Origin of the sequence: Hymenobacter bucti, assembly GCF_042681145.1 — a bacterium.
Taxonomy (GTDB): Bacteria; Bacteroidota; Bacteroidia; order Cytophagales; family Hymenobacteraceae; genus Hymenobacter; species Hymenobacter bucti.
Window position 1 is genome coordinate 331,831 of sequence record NZ_JBHUFD010000018.1, and the last position, 25,011, is coordinate 356,841.

A 25,011-nucleotide genomic window follows, 5' to 3' on the forward strand; every position below is an offset into this window, starting at 1 on the left:
AGTTGGAGCAGGTGGTGGTTGAGCGGGTGCCTGCTCACTAGTTTGACCAGCCAAGTCTGCAACGCGTGAAAGCCGAGCAGGAGCGAACTCCCTCACGCCCTCCGCAGGTTGACTTTTGCCACCGCCACCTGGCTGCGCGGACCCCGTCGGGTAGGGGCGGGGCTAGGACTCGCCTCGGCGCGCGTCTCCTGCTCTGGGGTCAAGGGCGGTGGCGCCTCGGTCGAGGACGGCGCCGCCTCAGTCTTGGTGATTAACGCGGTCACGGCCTTGTCCACGGCCTCGGCTAGTTGCTGCTGGTAGTCGGCCTGGGTCGGCCGGGTGGCCAGCGCGCGCTCCAGGGCGCGGCGCCGCGCCGCGCGCTTGGACCAGGGCAGGGCGTAGGCGCTGGGGGCCGCGTGCCCGGCCCGGGCAGCGTCGGCGGCCAGCGCGTCATAGTCGGTAGCCTGGAAGTTGAGCGTGATGCGGCGGCGGGGGGCGATGAGGTAGGGCATGGGTAGAGGAAGAGGGCGCAGACGTCCGGCGCACACGGGTGGCGTCACCCAGGGTTGCGGTTAAAACCAGGTGACACCACCCGCGCATTGGCGGTCATTGACCGCGCAGCTAGGTGACATCACCCGGCCCAGTGGTTATAATTTGGTTAAAACCGCATTATAGCCGGGTGGCGTCACCCAGTTATAGCCACAAACGGTGCGTTAAACAGGCTTTTTCACCCCCTGCTGGGAACTGTTTGCGCCCCGTAAGTCCTCCACATACCGTGTAACTAAGGCGTAATCATCACGTTTGGACTAACCGCATCGCTAATGCGCCGTTTTCAGGCACTGGATAGGGGGAAGCGCCTGGGTTTCGCCGCTTCCTCCTGGTAAGGCCTGATAAGCCAGCGCCTGAAAAGCGGAGAGGACGCCCCGGAGACGGCGGTCATCACCCTTTTCTGATATAGCGTCGCCTGTGTCGTCCGAGTGTAAGATGAGCTTCTAGAGCTGCACTTTAACACTGGAACGTTAGCGTTAGTATGGCCTAACTTAATCAGGGCTAGGTAAGAGGCCACAGCCCATCCCTCCTCATCTACTTCGCTGGGGTGGGTCGGAGGGCTGTCATGCCCCTACTTTCGTCACCCGTGCCTGACCGACGCTAGCCAAGGAGGGCGAGGAAGTTGGGTTGGCCATTCGAGGCCGAGAGCCCCCCATCAACCGGCAGGATTACGCCATTGACGAAACTGGCATCCTCGCTGGCGAGAAAAGCGACGACCGCCGCAATTTCAGCCGGCGTAGCGGCCCGCGCCTTCGGCATACGGTCGGCAAAAGCAGCCTTTACTGCCTCGCTCTTCTCCAGCTCGGCGGTCGCCTCGGAAGAGGTCAAGCTAGGCGCGACGGCGTTGACGCGTACGCCCCGTGCGCCGTACTCCAGCGCCAGGGCGCGGGTAAAGTTGGTGACGGCCCCCTTGGCCGCATTGTACGCACTTAGCCCCCAATCGCCGCCCAAACCCGATACGGAAGAGATATTGACGATGGAACCCGCCGTCTTCAACAGGTGCGGTAGCGCTGCGCGAGCGGCGAAAAAAACGCCATCCAGGTCGGTTCCCAGGATAGTTCGCCAAGCCTCGGTAGTGGTCTGCTCGAAAGGACCAAGGATGGCAAAACCGGCGTTATTGACCAGCACATCTAGCTTCCCGAACTTGGTAACTGTGTCTACCACTAGGCGCTGCACGTAGGCCTCGTCCGACACATCACCCGGGTGAAATAACGTTTTCGCTGCGTTGAACCCCATTAGCGTTTCCTGTAGCTTGTGTTCTCGCCGTCCGTTGAGCACCACGGCCGCCCCTTCCTGGAGAAAGCGGCGCGCTATGCCGGCGCCAATGCCGGAGCCAGCACCTGTGACAATCACTACTTTATCTTCGAATCGATTCATTACTGCTTTAACTAAAAATAGTTTAGGTGGCCTTCTGCTGCTCTTATATCTGAGACTGTCGAGGGAAATGGCCCCGGCCCCAAGCGGATGCCGGCTGAACCTAGGCGCCTGCCCGTGCCCGGCACCTGTCTTGCCAATTAGCCTCCCGCCTGGGCAACTTCCGCCTCGGCGGCGCGGGCGAGGCATTCGACCCACTCCTGGTGATAGCGGTAGAGCGCTCCAGGATGCTTCCGGCCCAGCTCTTCCAGGAAGAAGGCCCCTTGCTGCGTTTCTTCCGTTAGCACGTGGCAGCCCGTTTCCGTGGGGGTGATGACCCAGCCGTGGTAGGCACTCGAACCAGTCTCGTCGCCGTCAACGGTCGTGGACCACGCGAGCCGGCGCAAGGATTCGTATTCTGTCACGACCAGACTCATTGGAAAACCTACGGTCACCCGGGTCCAGTGGATTCCGAGGGCTAGTTCCGGTTCCCCACTCAACAGCTTGACCTGGTTTTCGGCCGGGAAGTAGCGGGCCCAGTGCTCGGCTTCGACGAGGAGTTTCCATACCACTTCGGGCGGGGCCTGCACGTCAATGTCGTTTAGGGCGTAAATCGCCGAGGTCTTCGGGTCATAGGCGGGCGGCCAGCTTACGTGATTATACATGGCTTATTTGGCTTGCTGGAAAAGGTCTTGGAAAATTAGGGGCCCCCAGCTGTTGCCCCGGGCTTGGACGAGGAGGCCACCTTCGGCCAGCTTCCCCAGATTAATCGGGACGAAGCCAAGTCGGGTAACTAAGGTCGCTACCGTAGCGATGGCGCTTGCCTCGTCGCCCGACAGGAAAAGCACCCGCCGCATGCCGTTAGCCCTAGGGTCTTCAGCCAGCACGGCGGCGGGCAAGTGGTTGAAAGCCTTGACCAGGTTGGCCCCCGGCAGTGCTTCGGCAAGCACGACGGAGGAAGGCCGGTTGCCCAGCTCTTCGGAGGAAATTCCGTAGGCGTTGGTCACGTCGATGACGGTCTTGCCCGGCCAGCTTTCTGTGGCCTGCGCGACCTCCTGATACGCCTTAAAGGGCATCGCCAACAGGACGACATCCGCTTGTAGGGCGTCCGGCAGCGAGTGGGGGATGATGGTGGGCCCGATGGCCTTGGCCACCGGCGTGAGGGCCTCGGGCGAGCGCCGGCTGGCGAAAGCCACCTCGATTCCCTGACGGGCAAAGGCTTTGGCGAGTGCCTGGCCAACGTGACCAGTACCTATGATGGCGTAGCGCATCGTGTTGGAGTTAAAACAGAAAGCTGAGTGGGGGTGATGACGCGGGGGGCATGGTGTACCTAGGCCGTGCCTACCGGTGGTTGCGGGCGAGCGAAGCTTCGCGTTCGAGGGCGACTTTTGCCAGGTCCGCCAGGAGCCGCTCGTGGGCGAGCCAAAATGCATCGGGCGCCTGCTTAGCTAGTTCAATCCAGTGCGGGCCCTGCATCGTCTCTTCCGTCCACAGGTGGCAGCCACCTGGCGTGGGCGTGATAATCCAGGCGTGGTACGCCGTAGACTGCTCATCGACTTTTGGATAGCCGCTCCAAGCGATACGCGTCATCGGTTCAAACTCCTGCACAAACACCGCGACGTCCTGGCCAGCCAGGCTTGTTTCGAACCGTGTGCCCAGGCGCAACGACTCCTGTCCGTCTAGTAGCTGCACGTGGGCAACGCCGGGGTAGTAGCGGGGCCAGGTGTTGGGGTCGATGAGCAGCGACCAGATAGTTTCGGCCGAGGCCGCGACCTCTAGCTCGTTGGTGAAATGGATGGGGGATTGGCTGGGTGCCATGCCCTTGGGCCACTTGATTGCTTCAAACGTAGCAGCTTCCGGATATAGTGTCATAGCGCGTAGTTGGTATCACTAGCCGGTCAGTCGGCTGGTAATACAAAATTCCGCTCCGTAACCTGGGAAAACGGGGACATTTGTCCCAAAATGAGCGCCGCCCGCCTTTCCAAAAACAGTGCGCGGGCGCACCCTTCACCGTAAAAGGCTACTTCCTATAAACTGGTGTGCTGGCGGATGCGGCCCAGGGTTTTACGCGTTACCCCCAAGTAGGAGGCAATCATGTGCAAAGGCACCCGTTGGTATAAATTGGGAAAGGACGTGAGAAACGCGTGGTAGCGCTCTTCCGCGGGGAGGCTGATGGTCGTATGGAGGCGGTCGACCTGGGCATCCAGGCTGCGGATTAGTAAGTGGTTCTGTAGCGCGTCAAAGGTCGGGATTTCTCTTTTCAGCCGCTCCCAGCTTTCTTTCGACCACAACAGGACGAGCGTGTCTTCCAACGCGTCAATTGTGCTTTTGGCCGGCTGCCCACTGCGAAAGCTTTCGTAATCGTTCAGCCACCAGTTTTCGGGGGCAAAGCGCAGAATGTGCTCCACCGCATCCTCGCCCGTGCGGTACAGGCGCAAGCAGCCGCTGACCACGAAGGCCATGTAACGGCACACTTCGCCCTGCCGCAGTAGGAGTTCCCGCCGCTTTAGCTGCTTGACGAGGGTAGCCGATACTAGCTGTTGCAGCTCCGCGTCGGTGAAGGTGCCCCTGGCAGTCAGGTAATTTAGGAAAATCTCATCCATCGCATACCACTAGTTTAGGACAATTAACTACGCCCCATGAGCAGCTGCGTGGCGGTATGGTGCACAGCCGAGTTAGCCGCTTATCTCTTAGAACGTGTTTGGGAATCGGGTAGCCCAAAAGAAAACGAGCCAGTAAGTGGTAAGCGGAGTTTCTAGGCTCCACTTACCTTATGGTTGACTGTCATCAACCCCTTATCTACTCGCAGTGGCAAGTTATGGAACCGCTGCTGCCCACCCAACAGAAACGCTGCCATAGATTATGGCAAATATTTGATGACATGCTATATAAATGCCAAACCGGGTGCCAATGGCGCAACCTGCCTACCTGTTTTCCACCCTGGCCGGCCGTTTATTAGTACTTTGCCTGGTGGCGGGCAGATGGCACGTTTGAGCGCCTGAGTCAGGCCAGTAACTGCGCGGACCGGCTGGCGCAGAGACGGCTGCCTACGCCTTCGCTGGCGCTGGTCGATGCCCAAAGTGTCAAACTGGCCCCACGTCTGGGCCAGCAACGGGGACTGGATGCGCACAAGCGCGTCAATGGCCGCAAGCGTCAGGTGCTCTGCGACACAGGTGGGCGCATCTGGCGCGTCGTAGTGCGCGCGGCCAATGGCCACGACAGCCGCGGCGCGCAACCCCTGCTGCCCGACCGAAGCTAACTTTGTCTGGCTTGGGCCAGCCGCCTACGTAGCGTGTTGATGGACAAGGCGTATTAGGGACGTTTTGTGCGGCAGGTGCTGGTCCTGAGCTGGACGCGTCAAGTAGCCAGTCGTCCGCCAACTGCTGGGCTCAGTTTCGTGCCGGTGGCCAGGAACTGGGTCGTGGAACGCACTTTTACTTGGCTCAACCACTTCCGCCGGGTCGTTATGGACTGTGACGACAGCCCACTAGCCATGCGGCTTGGCTCTTCGCCGCCAATTTAACCATGTCCCTGCGACGAGCGACGAGCCCCTAATTCCCAAGCACGCTCTTAGCTAAACTGGTCAGTAGTCCACCTGCATTAAACGCTGGCTTAGTGTTGCTTACAGATTTTGCAGCTGCATTTCTAAGTCAACCAAAGCTAGCTCACCGTTGGCAAACCGAATCTCTAATAATGCAGCCTTCTCCGCTTTTGACAATGGTCGGTTACTGATACTATCAACTATTCCCTTTTCATCTGGAAGCTGAGCTAGTATATGCTTCTGCTGGTGAAAGCCCTCGAAGTAGCGAATGCCAAATATTCGCTGCGAAACAGCATCAAAATGTAGCCCATCTGGGTTGGCGGTCAGCCCTGCTGCGGTTACGAAATAGCAATTAGGGGTTGTGCTAGCGAATTGCTGCAACGCCTCATTAACGGCTGGATAGCCCGTGAAGTAAGCGCCATACCTGCCCCGGCTTAGAAAATCGCCCAGCCCACCGATAATAAGTGGGATGTCTGGCGTATTCAATTCCCGCCGAAAAGCCTCTACAATTAGGGAGAACTTCTCTTGGTAACGGCTGGACTGTTCTAAAGAGCAGTCGTTTTCTCCTTGGTGCCATAGAATCCCAGCTACTGTGCTGATTCGTTGGGCAAGCTTTGCCTGAAATACGGCGTGTTCAAAAAGCACCTCACCGACCGCCCAATCATCCAGGCTGGTACCGCCATCCGCACAAGGAATCAAGCCAATTTCTTCGCCTTCATGCTTCAACCGCCAAGTCGCGGCAAAAGAAGCCGCCAGACCAACGCCAGCAGTAGGCCGGTCGTGGTTTATGGGCTCCCACATTGTTTGCCAGCGCCCATTTACCAGCATCTTTATCTGGTTGTCGAAGAGGAGGGGAACATCTTTCAGAAACCCTCGCCCTGCCATATTTGACTGCCCTATCAGTAAGAAGGAGTGCACCATGACGTGTTAGTCTTGTTTTAAGGAATATGTTTTAGTGCAAATACTGCCTAGGTGTGTGTCCTGGGCTTCCACCCACAGAATAGGCAAGCAATAAGTATCCCGCCTGATGCGTCGATACGCCCTGGCTCTCATACGTTTCCTGTCATTTACTTGCCCGCTTGCTTGGCGGCTTGCTCAATCAGGGCCGCCACTTCCTTGGCGTGGGAAATGTAGACCGAGTGGCTGGCCCCAGCTATCTCGATGGTGTGGCTTTTAGCACGGGTGGCGTACATGCGCTCTAGGTCGGGGTTAATCATGCGGTCGGCCCCGGCCACGACGAACCAGCTGGGCTTGGTTTTCCAGGCGGGCACGCTAATGAGGGCCGCCGCCGCGACCGCCGCGACCGGCATCTGGGCGTGGGCCATGAACGCCGCCTGCGCGGGGGGAAGGTCGGCGGCGAAGTCGGCGGCAAAATGAGCGGGGTCGACGAAGAGGAACCCGTTCGGTGTGGCCGCCACGGCTTTGGTGGCGCCGGGCATTTTATTTTTGTTGGAGGTGGTGCTCTCGCCCGCGTCCGGGGCGTGGGCCGCGATGTAAACCAGCCCGGCTACCTGGGCATCGGTGCCGGCTTCGGTGATGACGGCCCCGCCGTAGCTGTGCCCCACCAGAATGCTAGGACCCGTCTGGCGGGCCAGCATGCGCTTGACGGCGGCCACGTCCTCGGCCTGCGAGGTCAGCGGTTCCTGCACCAGGCTCACGGCGTAGCCGTCTTTCACGAGGATGTCGTACACGCCTTTCCAACCCGAGCCATCGGCATAAGCCCCGTGCACGAGCAAGATGTTGCGGATGCCGGCCGGTGCGGTTTGGGCCTGAGCAGTTGGGGCACTGGCCATTGTCAGCAGGCCAGCCGTGAGTACGGAGGCGGCAATTTGAGAGAAGAAAGACATGAAATGGAGCATTTTAAGTAGGTATTGAGTAGCTAAACAGCCGGACAACCGGAAGAAGTAAGTGAGCTGGTCTGATTTAAGCAGGTGTGAAACGGGCGCTATGGGCCAGTAGCCATTGGCGAAGGGCGGGCCAGTGGTCGTGCTGGCAGGAGTCAACATTGTCGGTCGGCTAGCCTGCGTCTTGGCGAGGTTGCCCGGGACCGGGGCGAATGCTAATCCATCCGAAACTAGGAAACCGTATCCGACAACGCAGCAGGCTTCGTTGCGTGTAACCGCCAGGCCGCCAGCAGAAAATAGAAGCCGCCGAACGCCGCATACCCAACCAGGCTTTTAATGCCCAGGGAGGGCGAATGCGCAAGCAGGATGAAGGCGGTGCCCGCCAGGGCCGATTGCCCGCCGCTCAGCATCATCGGCCACTGGCCTCCCACCGCACGCTGCCGACGCCAGCCCAGGATAAGCTGAATGAAGCCGGTCAAAATGGCCCAGGCCCCGAAGACAGCGAGTACGGCCGCGGTACCCTGTTGCAGGGCTACGACCACGGCTGCCGCGGTAGCCAGGCCAATCAAGATGTTGAGGTAACGCGGCCCGGTAGCTTCCCGGTTGCTACGGCGACTGGCTCGCAAGTCGGCAAAGGTGGCCAGCACGTCCCAAATGGGATACAGCACCAAGAGCAGGGGCGTCAGGGCCGGAAGTTGGGCGGCCAGCAGGCCCGCCCAGAGGAGGGCGAAAGCCGCTCGCACGAAATAGAGGATTCGTAAGTCCTGGGCCATACTGGTCGGTTGCGAAAATGAGGAAGTGGCTGGTGACATGTGATGTAAGGGGTATGAATAGACGGATTGCTGCGATGAATTTGCGCGCGTGTTACCGGCAAGAATTTCAGCATAGCATGGTAAGACTCCTGGCTAGTGGCGGGCAGCGCCTCAACCCTTTTTGGCCTCGCGTTGGAAGGCCGCGCTAGGTTGCGAATTCAGGGTAGAAGGGCCGTTGCAGGGCGTTGCCCTAACGCCAAGCAGCGTACTTATCCGACCTGCTATCGCTGGCTGTAGCGGTGCTTCAGTGAAAGACCTGCGTGCCGTAGGTATCGGCCCGCACCGCGTGCACGCAGACGTCGCTGACCGGGCGCAGGGCCCCGAGGACCTCGCCCAGGCGGGCAAAGACTAACTACTGGTGAGTCGCCTTTTCGTCGTTAGAATTGGTGCCGTCGGGTAATCTTGCTATCGGGAATGTGGCTGGCTAAGCTTTACTTGGCCAGGCTTTCGCCTCCGATAAACAACTGCATGGGGTCCACGTAGCCCAGGCCTACGGCGCTGTACGCGGTCTGCTTGTGCAGCACCTGCGCGGAGAGGTCAAGGAGTGCCCCCGCTACGCCTGCTGCAAAGTCGGCAGTGGCCGGCGCACTGAATTTGAGATGCAGGAAGGACATGGTGCGAAGCGTGGAGTAGGTACCGGTGAATGATGTTACAAAGGTCCTTTCCGCCTGGCTACGATGCCTTGATGTACATCAAGAAAGAAGCGAGGGTACCGGCGCTGCCGCCCGAATCCGGCTCAGCGTTTCGGGGGTGATACCCAGGTAGGAGGCAATGTGATACTGGGCCACCTGCTGCTCCAGCGTGGGGTAGAGCTGGCGCAGGGCCTGGTAGTGCTCGGCTGCCGAGGCGCGCATAAACGCCGTTTCGCGGCGGCATTTATGCAGAAACTGGGCTTCCAGCACCTGGTGCCCCCAACGTAGCCAGCAGGGATGGCGCGCGTAGAGCGTTTGGAACAAGTCGTAGGAGATGGTCACCAGCCGGGTGGGGGCCAGCGCTTGCACGGCCCAGGCAGAAGGAGCCTGGGTCAGGAAGCTGGTAAAGGCTCCGGCCATAGAACCGGCCAGGAAAAAAGCATTGTTAATTTCGCCCTTGTCCGTCCGCAAAAACGAGCGCAGCACGCCCGTTTCTAGGAAGGCCAGGTGCCGCCCCACCTGGCCGGCCGGGAGCCACAGCTCGTTCTTAGCCAGAATTTTCTTCCCCAGCTGCGAGGCCAGAAACGCCCATTCGGCCGGTGGTACTTCTATCTGCATGCGCAGGTACTGCTCGAATGCATCACTCATGGAATCAGTCGCCACTAGGCTCGGCATATGGTTACTGTGATGCGGTAAAGATGGTTGATGCAGTTAAAAGAATAGCGTGCGTGTGCACTGCATTTCTTGGAGGTAGCAGGGAGATGAAAGAGGTATGCGAATTTATTCTGTGTTCCGCGCTGCTTACTGTTACTGATTTAACTGCTACTGTTTGACTGAGTAAGTACCGCCGCGTAGCGGGCCGGGATTACAAAACCAGTCCGCGTACCAGCAAGACGATTATCAAAGCTTGTCTCTGTCATCTGCTGCTGCGCCGATTGGCTAAAGGGCCGCCGCCCAACCATAGCGATTGATTTCCCCTATTCCCGCTGAGTATTTTCCCGCCGTGGGACCTGCTCGACAGCATCTGTGGGTGCAATACCTAGGAGGCCTTGCCGAGCCTTACACGAAGCCGGACTGGGTGCGAAAGATGCGCTTTACTAAGAGTCACCTGATAAGAGGAACGGAAAACAATGCGAAGCCGCTTTGACTACCAAAAACGAATTGACGTAACCTCTACTTCTCCTCCTTGCCGCGCCTGTGGCTCAGGACTACGCCTCGGCATCCGCCGCAAAGTCGGTCGAAGCGGATACGGCCTGCCACTGGGCGGTTTGCTCGGCTAGCTGTTCGATTTTAGCTGTTGCCCGCATCCAGGCATCGCTGCCCAAAAACAGGTTTTTGGGCGGGTTACGGTTGGTGACTAGGACCAGCAAGGCGGCGGCGACTTTGGACGGGTTGCCCAGCTGCTTGCCGTCCAATTGATTGAACCGTGCGTGGGCGGCCCGGATTTTGGGGTAGTCATCCGAAGGCTGCTGGGCAAATGCAATGGAGTCGGACTTGACAAAATTGGTACGAAACCAGCTGGGCGATACGGCACTTACGTGGATGTTGAACGGGGCCAAGGCTTCGGACAAGCCGGTGACGGCAAACTTGGCGGCCGCGTACACCGACCAGCCCACGCCGGGGGCAAAGCCCGCAATCGAAGAGATGTTGAGAATGTGCCCCGACCGCTGGCAGCGCAGGTACGGCAGGGCCTGTTGAATGACGCGGATAACGGCGAAGAAATTTGCGTCGAAGCTGGCCTGAATTTCGGCGCTACTCAGCTTCTCCAGCGCGCCGCCCGTGCCGTAGCCGGCGTTGTTGACGACCACATCGAGGCGGCCAAAGGTTTGGTGCACCTCCTTGAAGGAAGCCGCCACCGACGTGTCCTGGGTCAAGTCCACGGCCAAGGGTAGGAAGTGCGCCGCGTCAGCCGCTGGCACGGCCCGCGCCAGCGCGGCCGGGTCGCGGGAGGTGGCCGCCACACGGTAGCCTTTGGCGAGCAGTTCGGTGACGAGTGCGAGACCCAGGCCCTTGGATGCCCCGGTGATATACTAAACGGGAGTGGAGTTCATGACAGGAGCTCGAAGTGAGCTGCAAAGGTCCCGCGCCCAGATTCCTTCATCACTGCCCCTTTCAAATCACTAATTGCCCCAATCAAACCTGCACCAAGTGGCGAAAGGCCAGGGGCGTGTGCGCCGTGTGTTTTTTGAAAAAGCGCATGAACGGGGGCAACTCGTCGAAGCCCAGGCACCAGGCAATTTCGGACACCGTCCAGTCGGTGTGGTGCAGCAGCGTGCGGGCTTCCTGCACCACGCGGGCGGCGATGACCTGCGTCGTGGTTTTGCCGGTGCGTTTGTTCACCGCTTGGTTTAAGTGGTTCACGTGCACGGCCAGCTGTTGGGCAAACGCTAGGGGGCGTGCAGTTGCACCCGCTGCTGCGGGGATTCGATGGGGAATTGCCGTTCCAGCAAGTCCAGAAACAGATTGGCCACCCGCGGCGCACTGCTGCCGGTGCCCGCCACCGGGGTCGCCGGCTGGAGGCTCAGCACGTCGTGTATCAGTTCGAAGACCAGCGTGCGCAGCACGTCCTGCTTGTAGGTATACTCCGAGCGGTTTTTGGCGAGCATCCGCTGGAAGAGGACCGTGGCCTGCGCCACTTGCGCCGGGAGGAGCATCACCACGGCCGGGCCGCCGGGCTGAAAGACGGGGTAGTCGGTAAGCCGCCCGAAATCGTCAAAAAAGGCCGCTGTAAAAATGCAGAAAAAGCCCGTATGCGCGTCGGCCAGCGGCTCCCAAGCATACGGAATCTGCGGGTTGGCATAGCATCAACTTAGGGATTCTTTACAAGGTCAGGATAGTCCGTAATTAAGCCATCGACCTGCTGCTCTAGCAGGTGCTTGGCTTCAGCAGGCGTGTTCACTGTCCACGGAATAATCAGTATACGACGCTGGTGGCAGGCCCGCACCAGTTCTGGAGTCACCAGTTTGTAATAGGGACTATAGATAGTGGGCCGGAAGCTCAGACGCTGCAGGTTGACAGGTAAGCTATCCGAGTTTGCCACCAGCAGCGCTGTGCGTAGTTGGGGTTGCGTGCGGTGCACTACTTCTAGGGTGCGCGGGTCGAATGACTGAATCACTACCCGGCTCTGGATACTCTTGGCAGTGACTACTGCCAGCAGGAGCTGCACAAACTCTGCCGGTGCGGGGTGGTCGATACCATCGCCCGCCGGCGTAGTTTTAGTTTCGATATTGTAAAACGGCGCTGCCCGGTGTGTGCGCGTGGCGTAGGCCTCGGCCGAGTCGATGACCTCAGCCAGTAATGGCTTGTGGGTCCGAAGCTTTTGCTGCCTAGGAAACTGCGGGTTGCCGTGGCTGCCCACGTCGTAGCGCCGAATGTCAGCGTAGGGCAGGCCATAGAGCTTCAACTTTTTTTCGTCGGCTTTAGCAATGGGTTGGCCATCGGGCTGGTACACAAAATCGGCGTTTAGGTACGCGTCGTGCGAAAGCAGCACCTGCTTGTCTTGGCTGATGGCGATGTCCATTTCCAGCGTCGTCACACCCAGGTCCAGCGCCCGGCGCATGGCCGGAATAGTGTTTTCGGGCATCAGCCCGCGGCATCCTCGATGGCCCTGTATATCAGGCGGACGTGGTGGGGTGGCGGCGGAGAGCGCGAGCAGGGCTAGGATGGCCAAGTAGTTCATGCTGGGGGAAAGTAGCTTGGATGCTACGAGTAGGAGCGCGCGCATAGCGAGCATCTCGCGTTAGGATTAATTAGTAGCGTCAGCTGCTCGTTGCGCTTGCGCTCGCAGCCGCCAAGCTACAAGGCGTTACACCGCAACGATACCCCTGTAAACCTGGCCCAAATGGTCGATGATTTCGAAGCGGATTTTCAGGACATTTGCCGAGGGCTTGGCGAAAAACAGCTGGTCGTTATGCAGCAGGGTCGCCTTGCTGGCTAAGCGGAAGGCTCTAGCGCCGTGACAGGTTTGCTGGTTAGCCAAGCTGGGCCACTCGACGCAGCGCGCTGCGTCAAAACAGGTGCTTATCCACCAGAAGCTACGCTGCCCACATCTGGCGCCACATGCCTCCACTATCATCAGTAAAAGGCACTAGGCGTAGCGGCACGCTAGATGACGGATTCCAGCTTCAAACTCAGAATCCGTAGCGTAACCCTATCTGGAACTGATACGGATTGCCAGATGGTGAAACTACCCCCGTGTTGGCATTGACGTTGTAGTTATAGGAGCTAGTGGCTGGATTAAAGCCGGCAACAGAATAGATATTCTGGCTGCCTAGGGTTTGGATGACCCCATTGCTCTTGTTTAATAAGTTGAGAGCGTTAAACAAGTCGCCGGAAAACTCTACGTATTGCTTCTTGCCGAAGGTCTTGAAGCGTTTAGCCACCCGAATATCGAACTGGCCATAGAAGCCGTTGATGCCGCCATTTCTTTCCGCTACTTTCCCAAGGCTGCGGCGCACGTAGTCCTTTAGGCTTTGGCTGGCGTTAGGGTTATCCAGGATGCTTTTAACGCCGTTGCGAAGGGTCTCTGGCACGCTTGGGTCATTAGGGTCGAAGACATAAGCCAAATCATTGGACGCCACAAAGTCGCCGTTTACGTTGCCGCCCGCCAGCAACGAGTAGCGAGTGCCCCCGATGCCGGAGTAGCGCAGCCCGACGCTCACGCCATAAAAGGTAGGCAGGGTGCCGTATAGCACCACCTTGGTCCGGAACTGGTTGTCGGAGGCCGTGAGGTTGCTCAGGTTGCGGGGGTCGTCGCGCACCGGCAAAGACAGGGTGGCGGTGTTGGCCACGTTGCCGTTGTAGGAGGTATTGTCTTTGGTATCGTTGTAGGTGTAGCTAAACGAAAACTCGCCGTCCTGGAAATAGCGGTAGGTACCGTCCAGCACAAAGGCGTACTGGTTTACTTTGCCCTCACTGTTCAGGGCCAGCACGCGGCCTACGCGCTGGGTTTTGCGACCTAGGGTCCAGTCGGCGGCCCCGTTGGTGGGGCTGATGGTGTTGGCGGGTACGTACACGCCGCGGTTGTCTTCGTTGGCCAGTCGGAAGTAGGGCTGGTCCACCATGTTGGCATCCGTGTACATGTAGTTGTTGCGGGCCAAGCTCACGTAGGCACTTACGCCCAGCCGAAACCGCTCGGTGAGGAAGCGATTGTAGGAGAAGTTGGCTTTGTACACCACCGGAATGCGCACGTCCTCGCGGTTCAGGTTGATGGTGGAGAGACGCTGCACCCCAGGCAGGTTGAATAGCTCAGCGCCGGGCGACGTAGCCGGGTTGTCGCGGTAGCCCGGAAAGTTGGGGGTGGGTACCAGATTGGGCCGGGCCGCGGAGTTCGTGATATCCACCGAAGCCAGTTTGGTGCCGTCGAATACCATGTTGTTAATCATGGTATAGTTGAGAATATCCGACCCGAAGATGCCCCCACCCAGCCGGACGATGTCTTTCTGCCGCTCGCCCACGTCCCACGTCAACTGCGCCCGGGGCTGGAGCTGGAAGGTGTTCAAAGAGTGGTCCGTCTTCAGGCCTAGGTCCTCAAATACTACCTGGTTGAAGTTCGGCTTGTCCAAATACGTGGTGTAGTCGGCCCGAATACCCGCCATTACATCCAGTCCGTGCGCCAGCTTGGTTTGCATTTGGGCGTAGAGGCCGGCATTCACGAAGTGCTGCTTCACGCTCGGGTCTTCAACCAGCGGAATTTCCCGCGCGTAGCGGTAGGGCGCCAGCTTCTCAAAATTGTCAAGGCCAGTGTAGAAGAAGCGTCCATTTACCTCGCTGCCATACCGCGAGTTCAGGCGCGAATACATCAGGTCCGTGCCGAAGGTGAAATTAATTTTATCCGTGTTATAGTAAACGTTGTCGGTGAGCTGCGACACGTTGCTGAAGAAGTACTCGGGGGCGTAGCGCTGGCCGCCGAGCTGAATGGACGTGAACACGTTGCGGCCATCTACCGAAGACTGTACCCGGTCTACAATGGCCCGCGGAATAGTAGCGAAACCCGACGGAAGCTGGCTACCCGAAATGCTTTCCACCGAAGCTGATAATTCCTGCACCTTCAGTTCATTAGTCAAGCGCGGGCTCAGCGTAGAGCGCAGCGAGGCCAGCGTACTGTTGCTTTTGTTGCGACTGGTGCCGTACACTTCGTATAGATTGATGGCCGTATTATCGTTGATATTTTGGTTGTTTTTATCGTAGATATAGTTGTTGCTAATCGTTAATAGATTCTTGTCGTTGAGCTGAAAATCAAGCCGCGCGAAAATAGCGTCGGTGTTTTCGGTTTTATCGAACGAGCCGAATTGGGGTGAATTAGCTACGCCGTATTTACTGCGCGCAATCGACACGTACCGGTCCAGCGTAGACTGCGTCAGGTTGAGGCGTTGCTCATCGGCGGGGCCCTGAATGTCGGCAATCTGCAAGGGCCGTGCATCGCGCTGGTGGTCATAGGCCACGAAGAACTGTATCTTGTCCTTGATGATGGGGCCACCCAGCGAAAAGCCGTACTGGTACGTAGAGAACGGCACGTTGCGGCGGTTGCCACGGATATCGTACGGCGAAGACAACCAGTTGGCCCGCACGAAAGAGAACGCACTGCCGCTGAAGGTATTAGTACCCGATTTGGTGGCCGTGTTGATGGTGCCGCCGCCGCTGCGGCCGTAGGTCACATCGTACTGGTTGGTCACCACCTTAAACTCCCGCACCGCCTCAATAGAAATAGAGTAAGGTGCCCCGGTGCCCGCCGTTCCACCAAACGTAGCATTTTTGGCGGTCATCCCATCAATGGTGTAGTTGGTCGAGGTAGCCAACTGCCCAGATACACTACCGCCCCGGCTCAGGGGAGAAAGGTCGATAAGGGTGGTAAAATTCCGACCTAGGACGGGCAGCTTGTTAATATTCTGCGCATTGACGGCGGTAGAGGCCCCCAGATTAGGAATATTGTTCTGCATGCTGGAGCCATTGACCACCACTGCCTCCAGCTCGTTACTTGACGTTTGCATCTGTGCGTCCAATCGCAAAATGTCGCTCAGGTTCAGCGTGTAGCCACTGCGGGTTTGGGTGGCGTACCCGATAAAAGAAATGGTAATGGTATAGGGGCCACCCAGCGGCAGTTGGCGAAACGTGTACTCGCCCTTCAGGCCAGTACTGGTACCAGTAGTAAAGCCAGTGGCTTCGTTTTTCACTAGGACGGTAGCGCCCGGAACAGGCTCCTTCTTCTCGTCGGTAACCGTGCCACTTATGCCCGCCTGCGAGGTCTGAGCTACCGCGGCAATGTGGGTAAAGAGGAGTAGTAAAAACAAGTAAATACTTGCTAATTTCTGTACTTTTTGTATCATTTGCAGGACTTTTTTAGGTCGGCTGCAAAAGTATTGGCACCTTATTAAGAAGGTAGTCTCGATGCATTATGAAATAATCATTAAAGCGGCTTCACTAAAATAGTTTAGAGCGAGACTTTCCCATGAATACTGCTATTTATAGGGAAGTGGTTGAGTAAATATTTGCAGAATAGAGTCTTATCTTTCGAACGTTCCAAAAAACAGTCCCTCACCGATTACATATCGGCGCTACGATGCTGTTTTTTCTGCGTCCGGCAAGTGAAAGCCGCTCAACGCAGGCCACCGGCCCTCATTCTTGTGAGGCATGGCTCGACCAAGCTAATCAACCTAATTAGCTACTTATCCTGCATGCTATGCACCAAGAGGTGACGGTGAAGTAACTATTACAACGTCAGATATGCTGGCAGGTCGGTGCGACAGAAGTGGCAAAAGATGCGTAAGCTGGACTTGCCATTTCCAGTCCCACTGGCCAACTTAAACAAGGTAAAATAGCTAACATAAGCTACAAAGACAGTTAAGCTTATAACGAAAATTATGCTAAGTAGCTACGTCTTACAAGAAGGAATCTATCGTTAATTACTATACAGATAATCCTCAGAAAGGAGTATGCTGCTGTTTATCAGCGCTTCTTTGCCTTTGTACTGGATAGCACTACCACCCCATTAGCCGCCCGCGCGCCATAGAGGGCTGCCGCTGTCACATCGCGCAGGAGCGTTACCTGCTTAATCGGGTAGTTTCGCAAGGCTTGCTGCAAGCGGGTTATCGTCGCCACATCATTGTTGTAGAACGTCTGTCCGTTCACCACATAGAGCAGGGGTAGCCCCCATGGCTTCGTAGAAGCTGGTAGCGCCCGAGCGGCGGCGTTACGCTCGGCAGCGGACTGACCCGTTCGGCACACGGGCGGCTAATAGGAAGCCAGAAGCGTATCGCACCACGCGCGCTGCTGCACGGCGACTACTTGCTGGGACAGTGACAGGTGCTGGATACTGTCTAGCCAAACGGAGCTGTTCGTGCTGAGCGGAGTAGGGTAGGTTTGGGCAAGGGTGGGCAAACGGCCGATCAAGAGGCAGGCCACGAGGAAAAATAATGCGTAACGCATGCGTAGTAGATGCTCAATTGATGGCTTTTGCCTACAGCAGCTTGCCTAGGCATCCCACTTTAGGCTCACAGATTACTCTTCACTAACTCTTCTCGCAGGCGGCTCACCACGGCGCTACCCTGTACCCCGACGGCAATCTTGACGTTCGGGCGGCCGAGCCAGGGCCGCAAGGCGGGGCGTTGCAACTGGTCGGGGTCGCTAGATGCCGGCCAGGTTTTGCCCCGCCCGATGCCCGGGGACGTATCGACGCGCACCGGCTGGTGCACGAAGCGGAACAACTCCGGCGCCAGCAGGTAGGCTAGCGGGGTCGCGTCGTGGACGTAGATGCCGTCAATCTGGCGCACGCGCTCGCAAAAGCGGCGGTAAAACGGCACCATCTGGCCCACGTAAGCACTGAGCGGGCCAGTGAGACGGGCTAGCTCGTCCAGCACCGCGCCGGGCATATTGACCTGCTGTGTCACGTCGAGTCCAAACAGCGTTAGGGGCCAGCCCGCCCCCAGCACTAGGTCCGCCGCGTCGGGATCAGACAACACGTTGGCTTCCGCTGCGGGGGTGGCGTTGCCGGCGCAAAAGGCATTGCCGCCCATGACCACGACTTCGGCCACTTCGTGCACCAGACTGGGCCGCAAGCGCAGCGCGTGCGCCAGGTTGGTGAGCGGGCCCAGCGCGACGAGCGTGACCTGCCCAGAGTGGCGGCCGATCACCTCGGCTAGCAGCTCGGCGGCGGGCTGGGAGACAGCCTGCGTCGGCGCTGGGGGATAGCCGGTGTTGCCCTGGCCGTCGTCGCCGTGCACAAAGGGGGCGCCCCCGTCGAAGGTACCAGCTAAGGGGTGAGCCGCGCCTTGGGCCACGGGAATGTCGGCGCGGCCGGCCAGATGCAGCAGTCGCAGCGCGTTAGTGGTGGCCAGTTCCACCGCCACGTTACCGAACACAGTAGTCAAGGCCAGTACCTCAAACTGAGGCAGGCCCAAGGCAAACTGCAGGGCCATGGCGTCGTCCACGCCGGGGTCGGTGTCAAGGAGGAGCAGGCGCTTGGCCATGAACAGAGGGGGAAATCAGCCGGTAAGTTCGGCTCGGGTTGGTAAACTGGCCTGGGCGCCGGGCCGGGTGACGGCGAGCGCTGCCGCCCGGCACGCAAACGCGACGGCGTCGGGCAACACGTGGCCCTCGGCCAAGGCCACCGCCAGCGCCCCGGTGAAGCAGTCGCCGGCGGCCGTTGTGTCGACCGCCTGTACCGCCGGGGCCGCGACCAGCGCCGCCCCGGTACCGTCGGACCAGAAGGCACCCTGCGCGCCAAGTGTAATAACGACCCGGCTGATACCGGCCGCGTGCAGGCGCTCTGCGGCGAGGGTGGCGGTGGCTGCATCGGTTACCCGCACGCCGGTCAGCGTTTCGGCCTCGGTTTCGTTGGGCGTCAGGGCGTAGAGGTCCGCGCCCAGGCCCGCGGGTAACGGCTGAGCCGGAGCTGGGTTTAGGACCACGCGCAACCCACGCGCCGCGGCCTGCCGAGCCACGTGGAGCACCGTCGGCAGGGGGATTTCGAGTTGGAGCACCACCACCGTGCCAGGGGCAGCGTCGGCTAGCGCCGTGTCGGCGTCGGCCGGGCGCAGGTGTTCGTTGGCCCCGGCGGCGACGCTGATGCTGTTTTCGCCCGTTGCCGTCGCCACGTTAATCAGGGCCACCCCCGACGGCTGCCCGGGGGCCACGCGCACGCCTGTGGTATCCACTCCTTCAGCCCGCAACTGCGTTAGCGCCTGCCGGCCGAATTCATCGTCGCCTACCTTGGCCACAAAGTGCACCTGCCCGGCCGCGGCAAGGCGGGCCGCCGCCACGGCCTGGTTGGCTCCTTTGCCGCCGTGGTGCTGCGCGAAGGTGCCGCCCAGGATGGTTTCACCCGGTGCGGGCAAGCGGGGGCAACGAATAACCAAATCGGTATTATAGCTACCAATTACGAGAACAGGCATGGGTAAGCAAAGACCAGTAAGCAGATACGAATAGCCTGGCGCTGGCCTACGCCTTGCGTTAAGACGGCAACTTCACGCCGTAACGTGGTCGGGCGTCATTTCAGGCGCCCGCGCCGCGGTACCGTCCCCAACGAGAAGCAGCGTGGGGAAGGTACGGCGCTTAGGCGAGTAAAATGTAGTCGGTACGTGGAGGGTAATGGGTGCTCGACCACTACTTGGTCTAGCTCCAGAAGATGTGCCTGCTTGAGACTCCTAAGGCAGTGCTATCTTTTACATGCTGGAATCCGTCGTGGCTGTTGCAGAACCTGGTGAGAGGCTTGGAAGACAGTGCTTGACGAGCCGAATCGAATGGGAAGGGCTGGTAAGCGGGCCTTTTAGGTGCGCTTGATAGACTGCTTACTCGGTTATTAGGCCGTCCAACGGGTTCTGCAACAGCCACCGTCGTTTACAGGATGTAAAAAGGACTTACCTAATTTAAACCACCGTTTGGCTGAACGGATAAACACTACGGCAGCCTCATCCAGGGCAGAACACGGTAGGGGCGAACCATCGTCCGCGAACGACCGCTGGCAGAGGGATTCGATCGTAGAAGTCCCTGCTCCCCTACCCTCCGACGAGGGGGAGCAGGCGTAGGCGAACGTTTGCGACCGAAATTGGCAGTTGAAAACAAGAAGTAGGTGCTGTTCCCCGCACCAAAGAGCCTTGGTCCGCATACTTTAGCCCTTGCCCTGATGAAACATTTGCTTTTCTTTCTTTCATGCCTGGCGTTCCCCTTTGCTTGCCACGCGCAGCCCGGCAATCAACTCGTGCTCGGGAAAAAAGACAGCATTCAATCCGCCGTACTGGGCGCCAAAAGATTTTTTTATGTGCATGTGCCCACGAGTGGTTCCGCGGCTAGTGCAACGAAAAAGCGGTACCCCGTGGCCTATGTCTTTGATGCCGATGCCCAGTTTGCCTCCACGGTCAGCATGCTCCAATTTTTAAGCACCCACTACAATTCGGTTTGTCCGGAAATGATGGTGGTGGGCATCCTGCACGAAAACAGAAGAAAAGAACTAACCCCCACCCACGCCGAGGTGATTCCGCCGTACTGGGACGCGGCCTCCACCCAAGCCTCCGGGGGAGGCGAACAATTCCTGGCGTTTATCGAGCAAGAATTGATGCCCTACCTGGACCGCCATTACCCCACCCAACCCTACAAACTGCTCATGGGGCACTCGCTGGGTGGGTTGGCGGCGATGCAAACTTTTGTCCACCACACCCCTTTATTCAATGCCTATGTCTGCCTCGACCCGAGCATGTGGTGGGACAACCAAGCCTTGTTACGGGACGCAAAAGCAGCGTTGGAAACAAGGCGTTTTGCTGGCACATCCCTGTACTTAGGTATTGCCCACACCGTGGATGACGACCTCGACCTCAACACCATCCAAGCTGACACCACGTTCGACACCAAGCACCTACGCAGCCTGTTGCAATTGCAGGGCTACTTGGAAAAAAACAAACAAAACGGCTTGAATTACCAAGGCAAATACTATGCAAACGACAGCCACATGTCGGTGCCATTCATTGCGGCGTACGATGCCTTCCACTTCTTATTCGCGTTCTACCCCATTAACATAAACGTTAGCGAGGAAAAGAACCCCGACCCGGGTTATTTGGTCAACAAGATTAAAAATCATTATGCCTACGCCTCCAAACAACTGGGCTACCCGGTTCACCCGGCTGAAGAGTTAGTGAACTGGAACGGGCACAACGCGCTGAATCAAAAGCAGTACGAAAAGGCAAAACGGTTATTTGACTATTATCTGGCTCTTTATCCGACAACGGCGGGTGCGCACGAGGGTCTGGGCGATTATTACCACGCCCGACACGAGACCAAAAAGGCCACTGCCTATTTCAGGCAATCGTTGGCGATTAAAGAGAGTGCCAGCGTTCGGAAGAAACTAGAGAAAATGCAGGGCCAGTAAGCTTGTCGGTTCATGACCACGTGCCTTAACCCACCTTTGAATAAATTGAACGCGTTTACCTTTCGACCCTTTCGCTGAACCCTAGCCGGGCTTGATAAAAACCAAGGTGGTCAGATTGGCGGTGGGATTAAGCAGGGTGCTCTTCAATGCATAGCTTTCCTTGTAAAGCTTCTCAGTCACCTCCTGGTACCCTTGGCTGGCCGCTTGCAGGTTGCCCAGCAGGCCCTTCGTGCCCAGGCACCCCGGCGCTTTGAATTCGCGCTGCTCCTTGCGCCCATTCGGTCCCGTGAGCGCCAGATGGACGTTGCCGCCGTTGCCGTCCAGGATGCGGACAACGACCACACTCGGCTCACCCGCCACCGACGGGAAGGGAGAGGCCAACAGCGCTAGTAGGCACGCATAGACCTAGTAGGACGCATAGACCAAGAATAGATTTTTCATGGATGAATGTAGCGCCTTGCCCATCAATTGCTCAGGCATTCAATTCCCTCCTTTTGGTGAACTACTCGCAGTTACTCGGCACTAGGTGCCAGTGGGCCACTGCAGCACGTGGTGAGTTTACGAAACCCGTCTACGAATCAAAGTTTACGAAACGCGCCGAGGGGATGAGTTTCGTAAACTCCAAACTAGGGCATGGCCCCCGCCAAAGTACCACGCTGGACGCGGCAGTCTGACGGGCCGAAACCCGCACTTATTTCAAGAGTGGGTTTGTAAGCACCAATTATGTTAATCAACTATTCCTAGCTAGTAATCGGCAGACAAGTAGACAAAGTGGGGCTGGGTACAAGGGTCCGAGCTGGGCAGCTAAGGCACATAGTTCATGCACGAGCTTGGGCTGTCGTGGCGCACAAAGCGGGCGAGCGGGCCATTTGACAGGGAGTTAGCGCATACGCCGCGTGCCTATGTCCTTGAGCAATTGCTTCCAAATCAGCCGGGCCCGCTGCTCATCTAAGGTTCCGGTCCCGCGTAAGCTGTTGGTTGTGATGAGTGGGTGCTGCGCGTTGCGCTCGCCGGCAACCGGCTGGACGCGCCGGACGCAGAAGAAGTACTCGGCCTTATTGCCTACTTTCTCCCCATGAATGACCCAGTCTAATGCTAAGAAGTGCTGCCATACGTCCGCATTCGCTTCCGGCTGGGCAAAACTTGGTTCCTCAAACAGGCACAGTGCCTGCGCGAGGGCCGGCGTTAGCGCTCGAAACCCCCATCGGGACGGGGTTGCAGGCCCAAATCCCCAGTAGGGAGCCGTGCTACTTTCCATAAATAAGGCAGGCTTAACGCATCCTCCGAAGACCACGCGCAGACATAGGCACTGGCTCCGGGCGTGAATTCATGACCATGCGCATCCCGCAACATAAGTAAAGAGGGGTAGGGTGGCTGCTAATAGGAGGCCGCGAAGGTAGCTTTCGAGCGCGCTAACGAGCTAGAAGGAGGTCCTGGGACAGCTCCTGCCTAAGTTCGTGCAAGCCGAAAGCAGATAGCATCTTCCAAGACCTAGAAAAGGCCCCTGCTGGCGCGCGGCTACTCGTGAGACTAGCCCCCAAGGCTGTTGCGGTAAGGTCTAGCTACGAAGACCAGGTAAGGAAGCAAAAACTCCTTTCGCTACTAGTAGCGCTGCCCGACTCTGGTGCCCTAAGCCAGGAGTGCTGGACCTACGAGCGCCGCGCAATTAGCGGCAGCAGCGCCTACGCATCTGTTACTACTCCTTGCCCCCGCAACGAGCTTGCTACGGATACGCAATAAGCAGCTCTTGCTTCCGACCTTCTGTACGGAGCTCTTTGCCTCAGCAAGACCGGAAATGTTTTTCTCATTGTAACCCTCAAAACCCTACTTGCTTCAGGTAAGGTTTTTTGCTGTTTACGCCCAGGTTCATTTCGATGACGCTCGCTCAATCATGCGCCTTTACGTCTTCCTACCCAGCTGGCGTGGGTGCTAGCGGAAGTAAAGCCTTGCTCATCAGCAAATGCTTTTCTCCCTTCTTGTAATCAAGTTTGCAGCAAATTTAACTAATCAATAACAGAGACTAAAATTCTTATTAGTCAGCATACTAATAAATTTGCAGGCTTAACTACAAGTAGCTTTTTTACCTGGTGCCGAGCTTCTATCCTTCCTTCTATTACACCTGATTACGATGTGCACATTACTACTCGCTTTTTGCTTAGGGCTACTTAGTTTAACGATGAGTGGCGCGCGGCCGTCAGCGCCTCAACCTCAGCCTACACCTACGCCGGGGCGTGCGGCCAGGAAGCCTGCCGCCCCCCTGACGACGGCCACTGTGTCGCTGATGCCAACGCCAACGCTCCGCTCCCTGTCACCCGCCGTTGCTGAGCCGACGACGGCCGCTCCGATAAATACCAGCGCTGGAGAAGCCTCAGTGACCGTCGCGGTGCTGCCCTATGCCGAGCAAATGCCCACCTTTACCGGGGGCGAACTCGCCCTACATCGCTACTTAGCCGCGAACACGAAGTATCCGGCCGAGGCCGTGCGGGCAGGCCTATCCGGTACGGTCGTCATGCAGTTTATCATCGATGAACAAGGGCGGGTACTCAACCCAGTGGTCGTGAAGTCGAGTAATCCTGCTTTCAATGCCGAAGCTACCCGGCTTGTTTGGCTGATGCCCTGGTGGAACCCCGGCCGCGAGCAAGGCCAGCCGGTGCGCGTGCGCTGCACCTTGCCCATTGTCTTCTCCTTTAAACGGGCTAGCTAAGCTGTGCCCGTTAGGACGGGAGCCAAAAACTATTTGAGCCCGACCAGGGTGTTAAGCGGAGACACCATCCCCTTTACACGGTCATTGTGCCGGCGGAAGCAGGAATAAAAAAGCCTTGACCGACTGGCCAGGACTTAAGTACTGGTGCATGAGACGCCACCAGTACTTAAGCAGCGTAAGTCAGCCTTCGCTAATCGAAGTAGGACTGCTCGTGGCTGCCTGCAAATATATCCACTTTAAGTATTAATAAAAAGTTATATATTATAAATAGCCTAGAAGTTATTAGTAGTGCTGTCGGCGTCCACTACTCGCGTTATGGCAATGATATTCTTCTAATAATCTAACTGATTGGTGGATAGTTAAGCGCCCCGCAATGTAGTGGTCAGTCAGGAACTGCTCGTAGGCACTCGGCACGTTGGTATAGCCAATGGCCGGAAAAAGAGCCGCAGCAATAATTTTGCGATGGACTTGTTCGTTTTTCATGCGACAAAGCTCGGATGGAATCCTGGCCTCTGAGGCTGTGAAAAGTTATATTTACGTGACCGCACTGTGTCATTCCCATATCATGGGATAGGTGCGCGCTATGCAGACCGGGTCGTCGCGGCTTCCTTTGCACTACTCCTTACGCGGCCACGAGCAGCGCGGCGTGCGCACTAACAGTAGTGAGCGACCAAGGCAGCTCCTACCCGCTCCCGCTCGGCCCACCCACTCGCTTGATTACCCACAAATTACCCGGCTGCATGAGCACTTGCTTAGCCAGCTTGCGTAGAATCTTGGTAATAGCTTCCAGCGAGAGCCGGTCCGCGACTTCATGCTCAAGACGCGGTTCTAAAACGGCAATGAGTTATTTGGTGAGGGCGTTCTTTGGAGTAGATATAAGTAGGAGCAAGCGTAGGGGCTAGGATAAGCACGCGCGTGCGCTAGTGTTTGCGACAGTAAGCAGCCCTAGCAGTGCAAAAAGGTGCCCATGTCGGACGCACTACTTTTTAGCTTGCCGAATTCCCACCACGCGAGCCGGCAAGGCACTCGCTGTGGACTTTCTGAGCGCCCTACTTCCTGAGCCTCCTCAAGGGGCGCCTTTCTGGCTCTTGAAATAGCCTACGCTTGGCCATCCGCATACTTTTGCCCCGTGCTTGCTCCCCCTGACCGTCGCCTAATCTTATTGTATGCCATTATTCTGGTTGATGTTGTAGTCGGGACGGCTATTGGACCGGTCATGCCAGATTTTGTGCGGGGGCTAGC

24 protein-coding genes are annotated in these 25,011 nt (G+C 57.8%); 4 read left to right on the forward strand and 20 right to left on the reverse strand.

Features of this window, described 5'->3' with window-relative positions; genetic code table 11:
- Nucleotides 1–92 precede the first annotated feature (92 nt).
- The 6 genes from ACFSDX_RS20495 to ACFSDX_RS20520 form a co-directional block, all read right to left on the reverse strand.
- On the reverse strand, nucleotides 93–527 hold the full coding sequence (locus tag ACFSDX_RS20495; RefSeq protein WP_382316958.1) for a hypothetical protein: 435 nt from the start codon (nucleotides 525–527) through the stop codon (nucleotides 93–95).
- A 601-nt stretch (nucleotides 528–1,128) separates the two neighbouring features.
- Nucleotides 1,129–1,905, reverse strand: coding sequence for a meso-2,3-butanediol dehydrogenase (budC, locus tag ACFSDX_RS20500; RefSeq protein ID WP_382316960.1), 777 nt, complete (start codon nucleotides 1,903–1,905; stop codon nucleotides 1,129–1,131).
- Nucleotides 1,906–2,042: 137 nt separating this feature from the next.
- Entirely contained in the window at nucleotides 2,043–2,546 is a 504-nt protein-coding gene (locus ACFSDX_RS20505; RefSeq protein WP_382316962.1) for an SRPBCC domain-containing protein, read from the reverse strand.
- A gap of 3 nt (nucleotides 2,547–2,549) precedes the next feature.
- A complete protein-coding gene (locus tag ACFSDX_RS20510; protein ID WP_382316964.1) occupies nucleotides 2,550–3,314 on the reverse strand; it encodes an NADPH-dependent F420 reductase in 765 nt (254 codons plus the stop codon).
- A complete protein-coding gene (locus tag ACFSDX_RS20515) occupies nucleotides 3,223–3,753 on the reverse strand; it encodes an SRPBCC domain-containing protein (protein WP_382316966.1) in 531 nt (176 codons plus the stop codon). Before ACFSDX_RS20515 ends, ACFSDX_RS20510 begins: the two co-directional genes overlap by 92 nt.
- A 155-nt stretch (nucleotides 3,754–3,908) precedes the next feature.
- A complete protein-coding gene (locus ACFSDX_RS20520) occupies nucleotides 3,909–4,484 on the reverse strand; it encodes a Crp/Fnr family transcriptional regulator (RefSeq protein WP_382316968.1) in 576 nt (191 codons plus the stop codon).
- Nucleotides 4,485–4,654: 170 nt separating this feature from the next.
- On the opposite strand from ACFSDX_RS20520, the gene ACFSDX_RS20525 reads away from it, so the two are divergent.
- Both ACFSDX_RS20525 and ACFSDX_RS20530 read left to right on the forward strand, forming a co-directional pair.
- Nucleotides 4,655–4,840 (forward strand): transposase, encoded by a 186-nt coding sequence (locus ACFSDX_RS20525; protein WP_382316969.1) that lies wholly within the window; start codon nucleotides 4,655–4,657, stop codon nucleotides 4,838–4,840.
- Between the two features lie 99 nt (nucleotides 4,841–4,939).
- The gene (locus ACFSDX_RS20530) at nucleotides 4,940–5,140 is read left to right on the forward strand and encodes a transposase (protein ID WP_382318204.1); all 201 of its coding nucleotides are present in this window, start codon (nucleotides 4,940–4,942) and stop codon (nucleotides 5,138–5,140) included.
- Between the two features lie 363 nt (nucleotides 5,141–5,503).
- Here the strand turns inward: ACFSDX_RS20530 and ACFSDX_RS20535 are convergent, their stop codons facing one another.
- The 12 genes from ACFSDX_RS20535 to rbsK all read right to left on the reverse strand — a co-directional run bounded on the left by ACFSDX_RS20535 (nucleotide 5,504) and on the right by rbsK (nucleotide 19,098).
- Entirely contained in the window at nucleotides 5,504–6,343 is an 840-nt protein-coding gene (locus ACFSDX_RS20535) for a sialate O-acetylesterase (protein WP_382316971.1), read from the reverse strand.
- Between the two features lie 146 nt (nucleotides 6,344–6,489).
- Nucleotides 6,490–7,269 carry an alpha/beta hydrolase gene (locus ACFSDX_RS20540; protein ID WP_382316973.1) on the reverse strand — a complete coding sequence of 260 codons (780 nt, stop codon included), beginning with the start codon at nucleotides 7,267–7,269 and terminating at the stop codon, nucleotides 6,490–6,492.
- 227 nt (nucleotides 7,270–7,496) lie between these two features.
- A complete protein-coding gene (locus ACFSDX_RS20545; RefSeq protein ID WP_382316975.1) occupies nucleotides 7,497–8,039 on the reverse strand; it encodes a hypothetical protein in 543 nt (180 codons plus the stop codon).
- A 470-nt stretch (nucleotides 8,040–8,509) separates the two neighbouring features.
- A complete protein-coding gene (locus tag ACFSDX_RS20550) occupies nucleotides 8,510–8,692 on the reverse strand; it encodes a hypothetical protein (RefSeq protein WP_382316977.1) in 183 nt (60 codons plus the stop codon).
- Nucleotides 8,693–8,770: 78 nt separating this feature from the next.
- Nucleotides 8,771–9,358 (reverse strand): Crp/Fnr family transcriptional regulator, encoded by a 588-nt coding sequence (locus ACFSDX_RS20555; RefSeq protein WP_382316978.1) that lies wholly within the window; start codon nucleotides 9,356–9,358, stop codon nucleotides 8,771–8,773.
- A gap of 560 nt (nucleotides 9,359–9,918) precedes the next feature.
- Nucleotides 9,919–10,737, reverse strand: coding sequence for an SDR family NAD(P)-dependent oxidoreductase (locus ACFSDX_RS20560; protein ID WP_382318206.1), 819 nt, complete (start codon nucleotides 10,735–10,737; stop codon nucleotides 9,919–9,921).
- Between the two features lie 106 nt (nucleotides 10,738–10,843).
- Complete coding sequence (locus tag ACFSDX_RS20565; RefSeq protein ID WP_382318208.1) at nucleotides 10,844–11,146, reverse strand: helix-turn-helix domain-containing protein; 303 nt, start codon at nucleotides 11,144–11,146, stop codon at nucleotides 10,844–10,846.
- Entirely contained in the window at nucleotides 11,098–11,370 is a 273-nt protein-coding gene (locus ACFSDX_RS20570) for a hypothetical protein (RefSeq protein ID WP_382316979.1), read from the reverse strand. The genes ACFSDX_RS20565 and ACFSDX_RS20570 overlap by 49 nt, the downstream gene beginning before the upstream one ends.
- Before the next feature lie 149 nt (nucleotides 11,371–11,519).
- Nucleotides 11,520–12,443, reverse strand: a complete 924-nt coding sequence (locus ACFSDX_RS20575; protein WP_382316981.1) for a glycerophosphodiester phosphodiesterase family protein — start codon at nucleotides 12,441–12,443, stop codon at nucleotides 11,520–11,522.
- A gap of 397 nt (nucleotides 12,444–12,840) precedes the next feature.
- On the reverse strand, nucleotides 12,841–15,999 hold the full coding sequence (locus ACFSDX_RS20580) for a TonB-dependent receptor (RefSeq protein WP_465262259.1): 3,159 nt from the start codon (nucleotides 15,997–15,999) through the stop codon (nucleotides 12,841–12,843).
- Between the two features lie 1,200 nt (nucleotides 16,000–17,199).
- The gene (locus ACFSDX_RS20585; protein ID WP_382316985.1) at nucleotides 17,200–18,174 is read right to left on the reverse strand and encodes a nucleoside hydrolase; all 975 of its coding nucleotides are present in this window, start codon (nucleotides 18,172–18,174) and stop codon (nucleotides 17,200–17,202) included.
- 15 nt (nucleotides 18,175–18,189) lie between these two features.
- Nucleotides 18,190–19,098: a ribokinase gene (gene rbsK / locus ACFSDX_RS20590; protein ID WP_382316987.1), complete on the reverse strand. Its 909-nt coding sequence runs from the start codon at nucleotides 19,096–19,098 to the stop codon at nucleotides 18,190–18,192.
- Between the two features lie 731 nt (nucleotides 19,099–19,829).
- Between rbsK and ACFSDX_RS20595 the strand changes: the two genes are divergently transcribed.
- Nucleotides 19,830–21,065: an alpha/beta hydrolase-fold protein gene (locus ACFSDX_RS20595; RefSeq protein ID WP_382316988.1), complete on the forward strand. Its 1,236-nt coding sequence runs from the start codon at nucleotides 19,830–19,832 to the stop codon at nucleotides 21,063–21,065.
- 81 nt (nucleotides 21,066–21,146) lie between these two features.
- Here the strand turns inward: ACFSDX_RS20595 and ACFSDX_RS20600 are convergent, their stop codons facing one another.
- Nucleotides 21,147–21,446 (reverse strand): hypothetical protein, encoded by a 300-nt coding sequence (locus ACFSDX_RS20600; RefSeq protein WP_382316990.1) that lies wholly within the window; start codon nucleotides 21,444–21,446, stop codon nucleotides 21,147–21,149.
- 2,023 nt (nucleotides 21,447–23,469) lie between these two features.
- Here ACFSDX_RS20600 and ACFSDX_RS20605 point away from each other — a divergent pair.
- Nucleotides 23,470–23,769, forward strand: a complete 300-nt coding sequence (locus ACFSDX_RS20605; RefSeq protein WP_382316992.1) for an energy transducer TonB — start codon at nucleotides 23,470–23,472, stop codon at nucleotides 23,767–23,769.
- Between the two features lie 282 nt (nucleotides 23,770–24,051).
- Here ACFSDX_RS20605 and ACFSDX_RS20610 read toward each other — a convergent pair whose 3' ends face one another.
- Nucleotides 24,052–24,252 (reverse strand): hypothetical protein, encoded by a 201-nt coding sequence (locus ACFSDX_RS20610; protein WP_382316994.1) that lies wholly within the window; start codon nucleotides 24,250–24,252, stop codon nucleotides 24,052–24,054.
- Nucleotides 24,253–25,011 lie beyond the last annotated feature (759 nt).